This window comes from Pseudarthrobacter defluvii, from assembly GCF_030323865.1.
Taxonomy (GTDB): Bacteria; Actinomycetota; Actinomycetes; order Actinomycetales; family Micrococcaceae; genus Arthrobacter; species Arthrobacter sedimenti.
In genome coordinates this window covers 1,534,314-1,548,139 of the sequence record NZ_CP066362.1, presented here as the reverse complement: position 1 = coordinate 1,548,139, position 13,826 = coordinate 1,534,314, and the positions used below count along the sequence as shown (strand labels likewise).

Annotated in this window: 14 protein-coding genes; 2 read left to right on the top strand and 12 right to left on the bottom strand. The window is 66.5% G+C overall.

Annotated elements, in window-relative coordinates; translation table 11 throughout:
* Positions 1-53: 53 nt before the first annotated feature.
* Together rpmI and infC are read right to left on the bottom strand one after the other, a co-directional pair.
* Positions 54-248 (bottom strand): 50S ribosomal protein L35, encoded by a 195-nt coding sequence (gene rpmI / locus JCQ34_RS07140; RefSeq protein WP_009358635.1) that lies wholly within the window; start codon positions 246-248, stop codon positions 54-56.
* Between the two features lie 118 nt (positions 249-366).
* Entirely contained in the window at positions 367-1,362 is a 996-nt protein-coding gene (gene infC, locus JCQ34_RS07135; RefSeq protein WP_434738937.1) for a translation initiation factor IF-3, read from the bottom strand.
* A gap of 400 nt (positions 1,363-1,762) precedes the next feature.
* Between infC and JCQ34_RS07130 the strand changes: the two genes are divergently transcribed.
* Entirely contained in the window at positions 1,763-2,149 is a 387-nt protein-coding gene (locus tag JCQ34_RS07130; protein WP_286403221.1) for a DUF1844 domain-containing protein, read from the top strand.
* Between the two features lie 147 nt (positions 2,150-2,296).
* On the opposite strand, the gene JCQ34_RS07125 is transcribed toward JCQ34_RS07130, so the two are convergent.
* From JCQ34_RS07125 to JCQ34_RS07090, 8 genes are all read right to left on the bottom strand, one after another.
* Positions 2,297-3,592, bottom strand: coding sequence for an MFS transporter (locus tag JCQ34_RS07125; RefSeq protein ID WP_286403219.1), 1,296 nt, complete (start codon positions 3,590-3,592; stop codon positions 2,297-2,299).
* A gap of 58 nt (positions 3,593-3,650) precedes the next feature.
* Positions 3,651-4,535, bottom strand: a complete 885-nt coding sequence (locus tag JCQ34_RS07120) for an SseB family protein (protein ID WP_286403218.1) — start codon at positions 4,533-4,535, stop codon at positions 3,651-3,653.
* Positions 4,536-4,554: 19 nt separating this feature from the next.
* The gene (gene priA / locus JCQ34_RS07115; protein WP_286403216.1) at positions 4,555-5,301 is read right to left on the bottom strand and encodes a bifunctional 1-(5-phosphoribosyl)-5-((5-phosphoribosylamino)methylideneamino)imidazole-4-carboxamide isomerase/phosphoribosylanthranilate isomerase PriA; all 747 of its coding nucleotides are present in this window, start codon (positions 5,299-5,301) and stop codon (positions 4,555-4,557) included.
* A gap of 127 nt (positions 5,302-5,428) precedes the next feature.
* Positions 5,429-5,587 (bottom strand): hypothetical protein, encoded by a 159-nt coding sequence (locus tag JCQ34_RS07110; protein WP_286403214.1) that lies wholly within the window; start codon positions 5,585-5,587, stop codon positions 5,429-5,431.
* Positions 5,588-6,352: an imidazole glycerol phosphate synthase subunit HisH gene (gene hisH / locus JCQ34_RS07105; protein WP_286403212.1), complete on the bottom strand. Its 765-nt coding sequence runs from the start codon at positions 6,350-6,352 to the stop codon at positions 5,588-5,590.
* Entirely contained in the window at positions 6,349-6,975 is a 627-nt protein-coding gene (hisB, locus tag JCQ34_RS07100; RefSeq protein WP_286403210.1) for an imidazoleglycerol-phosphate dehydratase HisB, read from the bottom strand. Before hisB ends, hisH begins: the two co-directional genes overlap by 4 nt.
* A 61-nt stretch (positions 6,976-7,036) precedes the next feature.
* The gene (locus JCQ34_RS07095) at positions 7,037-8,155 is read right to left on the bottom strand and encodes a histidinol-phosphate transaminase (protein ID WP_286403208.1); all 1,119 of its coding nucleotides are present in this window, start codon (positions 8,153-8,155) and stop codon (positions 7,037-7,039) included.
* A gap of 101 nt (positions 8,156-8,256) precedes the next feature.
* Positions 8,257-8,607, bottom strand: a complete 351-nt coding sequence (locus JCQ34_RS07090; protein WP_286403206.1) for a LysM peptidoglycan-binding domain-containing protein — start codon at positions 8,605-8,607, stop codon at positions 8,257-8,259.
* 359 nt (positions 8,608-8,966) lie between these two features.
* Between JCQ34_RS07090 and lexA the strand changes: the two genes are divergently transcribed.
* Entirely contained in the window at positions 8,967-9,704 is a 738-nt protein-coding gene (gene lexA / locus JCQ34_RS07085) for a transcriptional repressor LexA (protein ID WP_286403204.1), read from the top strand.
* 111 nt (positions 9,705-9,815) lie between these two features.
* Here the strand turns inward: lexA and JCQ34_RS07080 are convergent, their stop codons facing one another.
* Complete coding sequence (locus tag JCQ34_RS07080; protein ID WP_286403202.1) at positions 9,816-11,876, bottom strand: ATP-dependent DNA helicase; 2,061 nt, start codon at positions 11,874-11,876, stop codon at positions 9,816-9,818.
* Complete coding sequence (gene hflX / locus JCQ34_RS07075; RefSeq protein ID WP_286403200.1) at positions 11,869-13,449, bottom strand: GTPase HflX; 1,581 nt, start codon at positions 13,447-13,449, stop codon at positions 11,869-11,871. The genes JCQ34_RS07080 and hflX overlap by 8 nt, the downstream gene beginning before the upstream one ends.
* Positions 13,450-13,826 lie beyond the last annotated feature (377 nt).

The window sequence follows — 13,826 nt, the reverse complement described above, 5'->3', positions numbered from 1 at the left end:
TGTTTGGCAGGTGACCGGCCACCAGGGGGCGGCCCGTCAGTAAAACTTGGGAACTAGATGCCGAGCATCTTCCGGATGACCTTGGCGTCGCCCTTGAAGACGATCTTGTCGCCGGCGAGGCGACGGGTCAGGCGGGAGGACTTGTGCTCCAGGTAGTGGCGGCGGTTGGCCTGCTGGCGGCGCAGCTTGCCGCTGCCGGTCAGCTTGAAGCGCTTCTTAGCACCACTGTGGGTCTTCATCTTCGGCATGGGAACCGATCTCCTTACGTTTCTGCAGGCCCGGGGGCCGCAGTTCTATCGCGCAGCCGCCCCTGCGGGCAGCATGCTGGTTGCTGACTGCCGGAGGGCGTACCCCGGCAGCTGTGAACTAGTTGGTCTTCTTGCCGGCCGGCTTCGGCACTGCCTTGGGGGCAGGGCGGGCAGCAGGCTTGGGCGCGGCAGGCCTGGCCACCGGCTTCGGCGGGGCAGGCACGGCAGCCGGCTTGGGCGCCGTCGGTGCTGCAGCTTCCGGCTTGGCAGCCGCAGGCTTGGGCGCCGGAGCGGACTTCGGCGCAGCCGCCTTGGGAGCCTCCTGCTTCGGAGCGGCAACCTTGGGGGCTTCCTGCTTGGGCGCCGCAGCCTTGGGGGCCTCCTGTTTGGGGGCTTCCTGCTTCGGAGCCTCGGCCTTAGGGGCCTCCTGCTTTGCAGCGTCGGCCTCGGGGGCTTCCTGCTTCGGCGCGGCAGCCTCGGGCTCGGTGGACACGGTGAAGCCTTCCGGCAGGAGGTCCGCCAATGACTGCGTCATGGGGGCCTGGTCCTGGCCGGAGGTGTCGACGCGTCCGGAAGCCTTGGCTTCGTTCTGTGCCTTGGCCTCGGCGCGCTGTGTGGCGCGCCGTGCTTCAGCCTTGGCCTCAGCCTTGTTCTTCAGCGGGCCAACCACCATGACCATGTTGCGTCCGTCGATGCGGGGGCTGGACTCCACCACGCCAACTTCGGCCACGTCGTCCGCGAAACGCTGGAGCAGGCGGATGCCCATCTCCGGACGCTGCTGCTCACGGCCACGGAACTGGATCATGGCCTTGACCTTGTCCCCGGCACCGAGGAAGCGAAGGGCGTGCCCGCGCTTGGTCTCGTAGTCGTGGGTGTCGATCTTCAGGCGGAAGCGGATTTCCTTCAGAACGGTGTTCGTCTGGTTCTTCCGGGCCTCACGTGCCTTGACCGCGGCCTCGTACTTGTACTTGCCGAAGTCCATCAGCTTGCACACCGGAGGCTTCGCCTGAGGTGCAACTTCAACGAGATCAAGGTCGGATTCGGCAGCCAGGCGCAGGGCATCCTCAATACGGACGATTCCTACCTGTTCACCTGCAGGTCCGACCAGCCGCACCTCGGGGACGCGGATACGCTCATTGATTCTTGGCTCGCTAATGTTAAAGCTCCTGTGTTTGTTGTTGTTTCCGGCAAATAGAGAAGGCCCCCAATTGCCGGAGCAATCGAAGGCCTCAAAGAGGTTGGCTCAGCAACCCCGCGAAGGGCTGCACGTGCACAGTCCCGGAAAATACCGGCCCATGCCCAACCAGGTACCCGGCAACCTTGCGCCCCTGCAGGTTCCAAAGGAACGGGCGGGACAGCGGCTGACGCGGGTGGGAGAGAACTCCGCTTGCAAACTGGAAGCCATTCTACAGAAAAAATTCCCGTCAACGCCGCGAAGCGCTGTTGGGAACCTGGTCGTTTGGGACAATCTCTGAAATAACGACATCCAGTCGGTCTGTGTCAAGCTTACCAGTATGAGCACCTCAGACAGTAATTCGTACGTCTTCGAGCCCGGCGAAGCAGGCGCAGACGTTTCACAACAGATCCGCGACATCTCCGAAGTTCCCTCCATCGAGGTCATCACCACGGCCGCCGTGCACCTGATGAGCGCGGCCGCGGTAAAGCTTGGCCTGGCCGCGGAAGACAACGCAGCCGAGCTGAAGGACCTGGACGAGGCCCGGAAACTGATCACGGCACTGGCCGGCCTGGTCACCGCCGCCGCCCCTGAGATCGGTTCCCAGCACGCCGGTCCCTTGCGCGACGGCCTGCGTTCCCTCCAGCTGGCCTTCCGTGAAGAGTCACTGATTCCGGACGCTCCGGGGAAGGGCCCGGGCGAAAAGTACACCGGGGCAGTGAACTAAGGAAGAACTCCCCCAAGCAACGTCCGACGGCGGGACGGCCTTTTGAAGGTCGTCCCGCCGTCGTTTTTAACATCATCCATTGCTCCGTAACTGCCGTTTAGCGGGGCCATAAGGACAACTACGCAGCAATCGATGGATGGGCAGGGCTTAGGCAGCAGCCCGGCGGCGGCGCTGCTGGAGCACCAGACCCACGAGGCAAAGCACTACGCCGGCGGCGCCGACGGACACGAAGCCGCCGGAGGGGCCCATCACGTCGATGAACACACCGGCCAGCGGGGAACCCAGGGCAACGCCGGCGGTGAGGGCCGATCCGTACCACCCCATCGCCTCCCCGCGCCGCTCCTCGGACACGAGATCCGCGACTTTTTCGGAGGCTGCCGAAAGCACGGGGGCGCACAGCAGGCCCGGCAGGACGGAGACGAAGGCCAGCGTCCAGGTGTCGTGGGCGAGGGCCATGGGCAGGGTCAGGGCAGCCATGCCCAGCAGCAGGAAGATCGGCGGGATGGGCCGGTGCATGGCGCCGTAAATCAAGCCGCCCACCACCGAAGCGGCACACCAGAAGACGAAGACGATGCCGATTTCGCTTTGGTGTCCGCCGACCTGCAGGGCTGCGACGATGCCGACGTCGGTTCCGCTGAGGACCATGCCGGCGCCGGCGGCCACGGCGAAGAGTGCGGCGACCGTGGCGGTGAACCACGAAAAGCCACCTGCCAGTTTCCCCCTCAGGCCCTGCGCGGCGCTGGTGGCGGCCCCGGCGGGTGCCAGTTCCGCGGCGGCTTCCTGCACATGGGCCGGAGCCGTGGAGACGACGGCGGCTTCCGCGGCATGCTGCTCATCCTCCGCGCATTCGACCGTCAGGCCCTCGCTGCGCGTGGGTGGGTTAAACCACATGAGGAACAGCCCGGAGAGGGAGGTGGCCACGCCCACCACCGTCAGGCCGGCAACGGTGAAGCCGCTGGTGGCTACGACGGCACCGGCGGCCGGTCCGATCATGAACACCACTTCCGTGGTGATGGCGTCGAGGGCGAACGCGGTCCGGCGCTGGTCGCCCTCGGCCAGCACACCCAGGGACTGCCGGACAACGCTGAAGATGGGAAGCGTGAGGAGGCCGCCCACGAAGACCAGCGGAAGGAGCCACTGGTAGGACACGTGCGGCACCACGGACCAGATCACCGTTTCGGAGACCACCGACGGGATGAGCGCGGTCCGAAGGCCCACTGTGTCCACGCGCCGCCCGCGCCACGGCGCACCAAGCGCGATGCCGATGGTCATGACAGCCGCGGCCGCACCCGCCGCAGCATAGCCCTGGCCCAGGGTGAGGACGATGTGCAGGGTGAGCAGAACGCCGGCGGCCGAGTGCGGGATCCGGGCAACCATGCCCACCAGCAGCAGCCGGCGGATGGGCCGGACGGCGAGCAACTCCCGGTAGAGAGCGAAATTCACGAAAGCGGTCCTTCAGGATGCGCCGCAGGCTGGCGGGGATCACCCATCCGGCTGGCGGCTAGTCGGGAGCGCGCCTCAGTTTGATTTCAAGGGAATCGACGCGCTCCCCAAACAATACATTCCGGGACCACTCCGCCTGCAGGCCGGCTACCAGTTGCTGGACACCGGCGGCGTCCAGGCCGTCCTCGAGGTACAGCACCACCTGCAGTTCCGGCCCGGCACCGCCACCGGGGACTACTGATCCGTCGGCGGCCCTGGCGGCCACTCCCCTGCCGGGCAGGAGTTCGAGCCGGCGGATGGCGGCGAAGCCTGACGCCGCGCGGCCCATTTCAGCGGCCAGTTCGTCGTCATTGTAGGAGGGGATCCAGCCATGCTGCTGGGCGAGGGCCCACACGCCGGGCCTGCGGACCACGAACGTCACATCGGCGCCCGGGTCCAGGACCAGAAGTTCGGCTCCTTCGGCCACTGCCGAAAGCGCCGCCCGGGCGGCGTAGACGGCTACCGGCCTGGCCTCGGGATGCCATGCCGACAGCGCAGCGGCCGAGGTGAACGCCGGCAGCGCGGTCCTCCCGTCGGCTGCCTTCAGTGTCACCAGGGCCATGTCCGCCTGCTTGTCGGCGTGCAGCCCGTGGGCGGTTTCTTCCTCCTCGGCCAGCTGCGCCACGATCGGGATGAAGACCCGCGCAGTTGCCATCGAGGCAACCACCGCCTCTTCACCGCCCCGTCCCTCACGGAGGGACGCAACCGCGGCGACATACCCGGCGTCGGCCGTGCCGTCGTCGTCCTCGAAATTATGGATCTTGGCGTCGCCGCCGGCGAGGCTCCGCCCTGCCCACGGCTGGCCCGCGGAGTCCGTGGCACCACCGGCACCGGCCAGCGCTGCTGCAATATGTCCGGGCAGCTGGCGGGCTGCGGGGGGTTGCGGTTCCTCGACGTTGGACATGGGTTTAATGCGCCCGGCCCTAGCGCCGGCCGGCGACATCGAGGGCTTCAGGCAGCGTGAAGGCTCCGGAGTACAGGGCTTTGCCCACAATGGCGCCTTCCACGCCCAACGGGACCAGCGAGCGGAGGACCTTGAGGTCGTCCAGGCTGGAAATTCCGCCCGACGCCACCACCGGCTTGCCTGTCTTCTCCACCATCTGGCGCAGGAGTTCAACGTTCGGTCCCTGCAGCGTGCCGTCCTTGGTTACGTCGGTCACCACGTAGCGGGCGCAGCCGGCCTCTTCCAGGCGGCCCAGGACGTCCCACAGGTCTCCGCCCTCCTTGGTCCATCCGCGGCCGGCAAGGGTGGTGCCACGGACGTCGAGTCCGACGGCGATTTTGTCGCCGAAGCGGTCGATGGCCCGGGCGGTCCACTCGGGATTCTCCAGGGCTGCGGTGCCCAGGTTGACCCGGGCAACTCCCAGGTCAAGCGCCGCTTCGAGGGTCTCATCGTCGCGGAGCCCGCCGGAGAGCTCCACCTTGATGTCCAGCCGGCCCACCACCTCGCGGAGCAGGTCCGCGTTGGATCCCCGCCCGAAAGCGGCGTCCAGGTCCACCAGGTGCACCCACTCGGCGCCCTGCTGCTGCCAGTTCAAAGCTGCTTCGAGCGGGGTGCCGTAGCTGGTCTCGCTGCCGGCCTCGCCCTGGACCAGCCGCACGGCCTGGCCGTTAACGACGTCGACGGCGGGCAGCAGTTCAAGTACCGGCAGGTCATGTGCGGTGGTCATACTCATCCTCGGTGTTGGTCCTGGGGCTCAGGGCGATTGGCTGGAATTAAGGCGGTGTCGGGGCGTGCCGTTGCGAATGTGCCGGGCGGGCTGCCCACAGCCAACCTGGCCACCGTCCGGTGGCGGGTCACCCGGCCGGCAGCGTGAGCAGGTAGGCGGCGAGCAGCGACATGGCCGCCAGGACATAGAAGGCTACCTGGGTCCACAGTGGCTTGCGCTGCTGACGGAAGGAGATGCCGCCGCCAATCAGGATGCCGGCGAGCCCCGTCAGCAGTACGGACCACATCTAGGCGCCACTGCCGGTGTCGGTTGATGCGCCGGGTCCGGGGTCGCCGCCGGCCGGCTTGCGCAGCCCTTCCACCCAGTTGCGCAGGAGACGCGCGCCGGCGTCTCCTGATTTTTCAGGGTGGAACTGGGTGGCGCAGAGGGGGCCATTTTCCACGGCCGCAATGAACGGGGCGCCGTGCTCGGACCAGGTAACCATCGGCGGAGCCATCCGCGGCTGGATGACGTCGAAGTTCCATTCCTGCACGCCGTACGAGTGCACGAAGTAGAAGCGCTCGTTTTCGACGCCGGCAAAGAGTTTGGAACCTTCAGGAACCTTGACGGTGTTCCAGCCCATGTGCGGGACAACTTCCGCGGGAAGGGCTTCCACCTTTCCGGGCCATTCCCCGATGCCTTCGGCTTCGGTGCCATGCTCCACGCCGGCCTCGAACAGGACCTGGAGGCCCACGCAAATGCCCAGCACGGGGCGGCCACCGGCAACGCGCCTGCCGATGAGCCGGATGCCGTCCACGGCCTTGAGTTCGCGCATCACGGTCTCGAAAGCGCCGACGCCGGGCACCACCAGTCCGTCCGCGTTCAGGACGTCCTCCGGCTTGGAGCTCAGGATCACCTCCGCGCCGGCACGTTCCAGTGCGCGCACGGCTGACCGCACGTTCCCGGAACCGTAGTCCAGCACGGTGACGGTCGGCTTACCCTCGGGTGAAGGCAGCTTGCGTGATGCGGAGGGGTCGATGATGGCCCCGTCTTTGAGAACCTGGCCGCTCACAGCGCGCCCTTGGTGGACGGGATGCCCTCAACGCGGGGATCCGGTTCGACGGCGGCGCGCAGGGCACGGGCGAAGGCTTTGAACTGTGCCTCGACGATGTGGTGCGGGTCCCGGCCGGCCAACACGTTCATGTGCAGGCAGATGCCGGCGTGCAGCGTGATGGCTTCGAAGACGTGGCGGGTCAGGGAGCCAGTGAAGTGGCCGCCGATCAGGTGGTACTCCTGGCCCGCCGGCTCGCCGCCGTGGACCAGGTAAGGGCGCCCGGATACATCGACCACTGCGTTGGCAAGCGCTTCGTCCAGCGGCACGGTGGCCTCGCCAAAACGGCGGATTCCCGCTTTGTTGCCCAGGGCAGTGCGCAGGACCTCGCCGAAGGTAATGGCAACGTCCTCCACGGTGTGGTGGACGTCGATGTGCGTGTCACCGGTGGCCTTGACCGTCATGTCGATCAGGGAGTGCTTGCACAGGGCGGTCAGCATGTGGTCGTAGAACGGCACTGAGGTATCGATGTCCGACACCCCGGTTCCGTCGAGGTTGATCTCCACGAGTACGGAGGACTCGCTGGTGGCACGCTCCATGCGGGCGGTCCGGGCCGCGGCCGTATTCGATCCGATTGGACTCATGGTGAAGGGATCCTTAGTGGGAGAAGAAGTGGTTCAAGGCGTCCAGCGCCGCACTACAAGTCTAGGCGGGAAGCGCGGCGTGGCCCGCAAGGATGCGTTCCAGGGACGTGAGGAAGGCTGTGGTCTCCGCCTCAGTGCCTGCGGTGACCCGAAGATGACCGGGAATTCCGACGTCGCGGATCAGGACACCGGCGTCCAGCAGTTCCTGCCAGACCTGGTGGGGGTTTTCCAGGCCGCCGAAGAACACGTAGTTGGAGTCGGAGGCCGCGGGCGTCAGGCCCATCCGGGTCAGTTCCGCCACGATCCGGTCCCGCTGGGCCTTGATGTCCTGGACATCCGCCATCAGCGCCTCGCGGTGTTCGAGGGCGGCAAGCGCGGTGGCCTGCGTGATGGCTGAGAGGTGGTAGGGCAGGCGCACCAGCCGCAGGGCGTCGGTGACTTCCGGCGCGGCAGCCATGTAGCCAAGGCGGGCGCCTGCCAGGGCGAACGCCTTGCTCATGGTGCGGGACACGATGAGCCGCTCCCGGCCGGGAAGCAGGGTCAGCGCGCTGGGCGTGCCGTCGTGCGCGAACTCATGGTAGGCCTCGTCCACGATGACAATGGCCTGGCTGTCCTCCCCGGCCTCGTAGACAGCCTCCACGACATCCAGGCCGAGCCCGGTCCCGGTGGGATTGTTGGGCGAGCAGAGGAACACGATGTTCGGTTGCAGTTCCTTGACCTGGCGCGCGGCTGACTCTGCGCTCAGGTCGTATCCTTCGGCGCGCTCTCCGGTGATGTACTGCGTGTCGGTCCCGCTGGCCAGCAGGGGGTACATGGAGTACGTGGGAGGGAAGCCCAAGGCTGTGCGTCCGGGGCCGCCGAAGGCCTGGAGGATCTGCTGCAGGACCTCGTTGGAGCCGTTGGCTGCCCATAGGTTGGTCTCGTCGAGGCCATGCCCGAGGTACTCCGCCAGGGCTTTCCGAAGTTCGGTGAACTCCCGGTCCGGGTAGCGGTTCAGGCCTGCGGCCGCTTCAGTTACGGCGGCGCTGATGGCTGCCCGCACGTCGGCGGGGACACCATGGGTGTTTTCATTGACGTTCAGAAGGATGGGGACGTCCAGTTGGGGCGCCCCGTAAGGGGTGAGCCCGCGAAGGTTGCTGCGAAGGGGAAGCCGGTTCAGACGCTCTAGCTGGTCGTTCACCTGAACAGTTTAGTTGCCGCGGCAACGACCGGAAAATGTGACGGGTCTTGTTCGCCCTCGGCGTGTGCCTCGACAGCCTGGCGCCGGGCGGAGAGCGAGCTTCAGTGTGTTGGGACGAACAGCTGCTGCCCCGGCAGGACGGATCCGGCGCTGAGGTTGTTGAGCTGAACGATATCCGCGACCACGTCGCGGGCATCGCGGTCCGGATCAACCGCACCGGCGATGGTCCACAGCGACTGGCCCGGCTGCACCGTTACGGTGACCGTGGGTGTCACCGCCAGGTCCGCCGCGGAGTCGGAGGCCTTGGCCGGCGAGTTGAAGAACCCCGACAGCGACAGCAGGAGAACCGCGAGGAGTACCAGCGGAACTCCGATCAGGACGATCCGTCCCCGCCGGGTGAGCCGAAGGGGCGCGGGTGAAGCTGAAACCTGGTGACGAGATGAAGCTGACATGAACTGAGCCCTCCTGGACCTGCCGTGCTGCCCGGGTGTCCACCCGCGGCTGCCCCGACCATTCAGACCGCGGTCCGGAACTTCCTCCGGCCACGTTTTCGAATAGGGCATGCGCTGGTTAGAACACATGTTCGACCTTTGCTTGTTAAGTTTTAGCACTTATCAACGAACAATGTCGAGACTCGCTAGAACAAATGTTTGAAAAAGCAATGCGGCTGGCCTAGCTTTGAAACCAAAGAACAACCACCCCTGAAGTTGAACAGCAGGGTCTGACAATGACAGTGGGAGTCCTTCCGGCGGTGCATGCAGACCAGCACCGGGGTGGAAGATCCGGCGGCAAGCGAAAGGCATTGGCGAATATGGCAGCAGCAGCCGCCGGGGGCAGGACCGCCCCGCAAAGCAAGAGGACTGCCAAGGGCCTGACCCCCCGGCAAAAGAAGATTCTCGAAACCATCCAGCGCTCGGTCAATGAGAACGGGTATCCGCCCTCCATGCGCGAAATCGGCGATACCGTGGGGCTGGCAAGCCTGTCCAGCGTGACGCACCAGCTCTCCCAGCTGGAGAAACTGGGTTACCTGCGCCGCGATCCCAAACGGCCGCGCGCCATGGAAGTGCTGATGCCCCTCACGCTGGACGGCGGTTCCGGCAAGGCAGCAGGCAACTCTCCTGCACCGCAGCCAGCCGGTGCGGGTGCATCGGTCACCGAACTGCCCACCGCGCTCGATACCGCAATGGTTCCGCTTGTGGGCCGGATTGCTGCCGGCGGTCCCATCCTGGCCGAACAGCTGGTCGAGGATGTCATGCCGCTCCCCCGCCAGCTCGTGGGCCAGGGCGAACTCTTCATGCTGCGGGTGGCCGGCGATTCCATGGTGGACGCCGCCATTTGCGACGGCGACTGGGTGGTGGTCCGGCGCCAGGCCGACGCCGCCAACGGGGATATCGTTGCTGCGCTGCTCGACGACGAAGCAACGGTCAAAACTTTCCGCCAGCGCGACGGCCACACCTGGCTGCTCCCCCAGAACACACAGTACGAACCCATCCTGGGCGACCACGCCACCATCATGGGCAAAGTCGTCTCGGTCCTGCGTTCGCTCTAGCGCGTTGCCCCCGGCGCGTACTGGCCGGCCCAAACCCACATCCGAAAAGTGCCTTAATCTGCCCCAGGTCCGCCCCTGTTTTACCGCGGCGGGCCTGGGGCACTTCCGGGTCTATCGGAGCGCGTCCGCGCCCAGCCTGGTGAGGGCTGCCAGCGCCTTGCTGCGGTCAGTGGTGGCCCAGAACGGAGGCAGGGCGCCCCGCAGGAATCCGGCGTAGCGCTCGGTAGCCAGCCGCGAGTCGAGTACGGCCACCACACCTTTGTCTCCCGTTGACCTGATCAGCCGCCCGGCACCCTGGGCCAGCCGGATCGCGGCGTGGGTGGCTGAAACGGACATGAAACCATTGCCGCCCGCCTGCGCCACGGCACGCGACCGCGCCGTCATCAGCGGATCGTCGGGTCGCGGGAACGGGATCCGGTCAATCACCACCAGCCGGCAGGAACCGCCCGGGACGTCGACTCCCTGCCACAGGGACATGGTTCCGAAAAGGCAGGTGTCCGGTTCATCGGCGAACTGCTTAACCAGGGCAGTCATGGTCGATTCCCCTTGGCAGAGGACGGTCATGTCCAGCTTGGGCCGGAGGGCGTCGGCAGCTTCCTCGGCCGCGCGGCGTGAGGAGAACAGGCACAGGGCTCCCCCGCCGGACGCCTTGATCAGTGCTTCCAGTTCCTCCAGCGCCTCCGGGGACACGCCGCGGCCGGGCTTGGGCAGGTGTCCGGCGACGTAGAGGATGCCCTGCTTGGGGTAGTCGAAGGGTGAGCCGACGTCCACGCCGGTCCAGCTGGGAGCGCCGTCGCCGAGAAGGCCCAGCCCTCCTGCAGCGGGTTCGAAAGCGGAACCGATGGCCAAGGTGGCGGAAGTCAGCACCACCGTATGGTCGGCAAAGAGCCCTTCCCGCAGCCGCCCGGCGACGGACAGCGGGGCAATGTTGATCAGCACCGGTGCATTCTCATCCGGCTGCGAGTAGCCCTGGCCGGGGTCGAAGGTGCTGGCGCGGGAGAACCACACCACTTCCCGGTTCTCCCGGGCGGCTACCAGACGCTCGCATAGTTCCAGGATGAGCATGAGGCGGGACCTGGCCAGCTGCCGGCCGCCGTCGGCCGTGGTGTTGCTGTCCCCCTTGGAATCGGACAGTGCAGCCCGGCAGGCCTCACGCAGCTGGTCCACACAGTCCAGCTGTTCATCGTTCAGGCCATTGGGAAGCAAGCCATTCGGTGCGCCGGCGAGGGCCAGCTCAAGGTTGGCGGCGGCGGCGTTGAGGGCATCAACGGTGATGGCGGTGTGTTTCCGTGCACCGGCAGCGGCGGCGTGCACCATCGCGACGGACAGTTGCCCCGACACGGCTCCGGTGACCCGGTCCTGGAGTTCGTGCGCTTCGTCCACCACCACGACGTCGTATTCAGGCAGGACGGCAAGTCCTTCGAAGGCGCTGACGGCGAGCATGGCGTGGTTGGTCACCACGACGTCCGCTTCGGCAGCGTCCTGCCGGGCGAGTTCGCTGAAGCACTCTGCAGCCATGGGGCATTTCTGGGCGCCCAGGCACTCCATGGACGTTACGGAGACCTGCCGCCAGGCGCGGTCGGTCACGCCCGGGAGCAATTCGTCCCGGTCCCCTGTAGCCGTTTTCTCCGCCCACTCGCGGAGCCGGACCACTTCCTTCCCAAGCTGCGAGGAGGGTCCGCCCACGGACGCAGCAAAGTGCGGCACGCTGGTGTCCTCGCCAAGCGAGAAGAGCTGCCCTTCGGAGGGCTCCTCGGAGGGAAAACCGCCTTCGAGCTTGTGGCGGCAGACGTAGTTGGAACGGCCTTTGACCAAGGCGACCTTGACCGGACGTTCCAGTGCCGGGGTGATGTTCTTCAGGAGCCGGGGCAGGTCCCTGCCCACGATCTGGGTCTGCAGGGCAAGCGTGGCCGTGGAGACCAGCGCAGGCTTGTTGCTTTCCAGGGCATGGGCGATCAGCGGCACGAGGTAGGCAAGCGATTTGCCGGTGCCGGTGCCCGCCTGGACCAGCAGGTGGTTGCCCGTTTCGATGGCGCGGGCCACCTGCAGGGCCATTTCGTGCTGTCCAGTGCGGCTTTGTCCACCCATGCCTGCGACGGCCCGGTCGAGCAGTTCGATGACGAACTGCTCGCCGGCCGTCTGCGCGGCTTCGTCCGCCGCGGTGTCAGTCATTGACGGTGAAGGGTTCCAGTTCGGACGCCAGGCCCTCCCGGACCATGACGGCAGCCCTGGTGCCGGCCTCCACGTGGTCCATGCTGAGGATCTCGGCGTCGGACTCGTGAAGCTTGCTGATCAGGTCGCCGCGGTCGTACGGGATGAGCAGCTGCATCTTCACCGACGGCCGGGGAATGGATTCGCTGATGACTTTCAGCAGTTCCGGGATCCCTTCGCCCGTGCGGGCTGAGACCACCACATGGCGCGGTTCGCGCTGCCTCAGCCGCTCCACCACGAAGGGGTCGGCGGCGTCAGCCTTGTTCAGCACGATGATCTCCGGCACCTTCCGGGCGTCGACTTCGCTGAAGACCTTCCGGACGGCAGCAATCTGGCCTTCCGGATCGGGGTGCGAGACGTCCACCACGTGCAGGATCAGGTCCGCGTCCGCCACTTCCTCGAGCGTGGAGCGGAAAGCCTCCACCAGCTGGGTTGGCAGCGAACGGACGAATCCCACGGTATCGGCCAGGGTGTAGCCCAGGCCGTCGGCGGTTTCCGCCTTGCGGACCGTGGGATCCAGCGTGGCAAACAGCGCGTTCTCCACGAGGACCCCGGCGTCGGTGAGGCGGTTGAGCAGGGAGGACTTGCCGGCGTTGGTGTATCCGGCGATGGCCACGGAGGGCACTTCATTACGACGGCGGTTGGCCCGCTTGGTTTCGCGCGCGGGCTTCATCGCGGCGATTTCACGCCGCAGCTTGGCCATGCGGGTACGGATGCGGCGCCGGTCCAGTTCGATCTTGGTTTCACCGGGGCCACGGGAGCCCATGCCGGCGGCGGCGCCACCGACCTGGCCACCGGCCTGGCGGGACATCGACTCACCCCAGCCGCGCAGGCGCGGAAGCAGGTATTCCAGCTGGGCGAGTTCCACCTGCGCCTTGCCCTCGCGGCTCTTGGCGTGCTGGGCGAAGATATCCAGGATCAGGGCAGTCCGGTCGATGACCTTGACCTTGACGATGTCTTCAAGAGCACGCCGCTGCGAAGGTGCCAGTTCGGCGTCCACCACCACGGTATCCGCTCCCGTGGACATCACGATGTCCTTGAGTTCCTGTGCCTTGCCCGAGCCCAGGAAGGTTCCGGGGTCCGGCTTGTCGCGGCGCTGCACCAGCCCGTCGAGGACTTCCGAACCCGCGGTCTCGGCGAGGGCGGCCAGCTCACGCAGCGAGTTTTCGGCGTCGGCAAGGGTTCCCTCGGACCAGAGACCGGCAAGGACCACCCGCTCAAGGCGCAGCTGGCGGTATTCGACTTCGGTGACGTCTTCCAGTTCGGTGGACAGGCCGGCCCTGCGGCGCAGCGCGCGACGTTCCTCAAGGTCCTGCTGGTCGCCGTCGTACGTTGAATGTTCTTCGTCGAGGCGGGAAATAGCCTGGGCCCTGCCAAGCACCGCTTTTCCATCACCGCTGCCCTCACCCCGGGGCGTGCTGACATTCTTGGCCGGTACGTCCTTGGCGAGGATCCGGTCGATAACAGCCTGGATTTCCTGCGGACTCATGTCCTGGGCGGCTGGATCGGAACCGGTGTTGGGCTGGCTGGTCATGGTCTCCTTTGAAGATTCGGCAATTCCAGAATAGTGCTGATTGGGTGGAAGTTGGAAAGTATTCGCGCTGGGCTGACGGCCTGCGGTCATGGTTCTCCTGATGGTCTGCGCCGGCTGCGATGCCGGGCTGGGAATGCCGCCTTAAAACGGCGGCACGGCGGGAAAGGGCCGGAGAATGGCGGGACGTGCAGCAGGAGGCTGACGTTCGAGTGTTGTCCGGCGGCCGGGCAGACTGGGTGGTCTGGCCGGTGCGCAAGCGGAAGGCGTGGAACCTGCGTCGCTGCGGGACGGACTGTCGCAAGAGGACAGGCTGCGGGACGGGCGTGGCCCGTGCCGGCTACTCGAAGATCAGGAACATGCGTTCCAGCGTAGCAGAG

Excerpts from the sequence above, each read along its gene's own strand:
- rpmI (WP_009358635.1), bottom strand. The coding sequence starts at position 248 with ATGCCGAAGATGAAGACCCACAGTGGTGCTAAGAAGCGCTTCAAGCTG.
- JCQ34_RS07130 (WP_286403221.1), top strand. The coding sequence starts at position 1,763 with ATGAGCACCTCAGACAGTAATTCGTACGTCTTCGAGCCCGGCGAAGCA.
- JCQ34_RS07120 (WP_286403218.1), bottom strand. The coding sequence starts at position 4,535 with ATGTCCAACGTCGAGGAACCGCAACCCCCCGCAGCCCGCCAGCTGCCC.
- priA (WP_286403216.1), bottom strand. The coding sequence starts at position 5,301 with ATGACCACCGCACATGACCTGCCGGTACTTGAACTGCTGCCCGCCGTC.
- JCQ34_RS07110 (WP_286403214.1), bottom strand. The coding sequence starts at position 5,587 with ATGTGGTCCGTACTGCTGACGGGGCTCGCCGGCATCCTGATTGGCGGC.
- hisB (WP_286403210.1), bottom strand. The coding sequence starts at position 6,975 with ATGAGTCCAATCGGATCGAATACGGCCGCGGCCCGGACCGCCCGCATG.
- JCQ34_RS07090 (WP_286403206.1), bottom strand. The coding sequence starts at position 8,607 with ATGTCAGCTTCATCTCGTCACCAGGTTTCAGCTTCACCCGCGCCCCTT.
- lexA (WP_286403204.1), top strand. The coding sequence starts at position 8,967 with ATGGCAGCAGCAGCCGCCGGGGGCAGGACCGCCCCGCAAAGCAAGAGG.
- JCQ34_RS07080 (WP_286403202.1), bottom strand. The coding sequence starts at position 11,876 with ATGACTGACACCGCGGCGGACGAAGCCGCGCAGACGGCCGGCGAGCAG.
- hflX (WP_286403200.1), bottom strand. The coding sequence starts at position 13,449 with ATGACCAGCCAGCCCAACACCGGTTCCGATCCAGCCGCCCAGGACATG.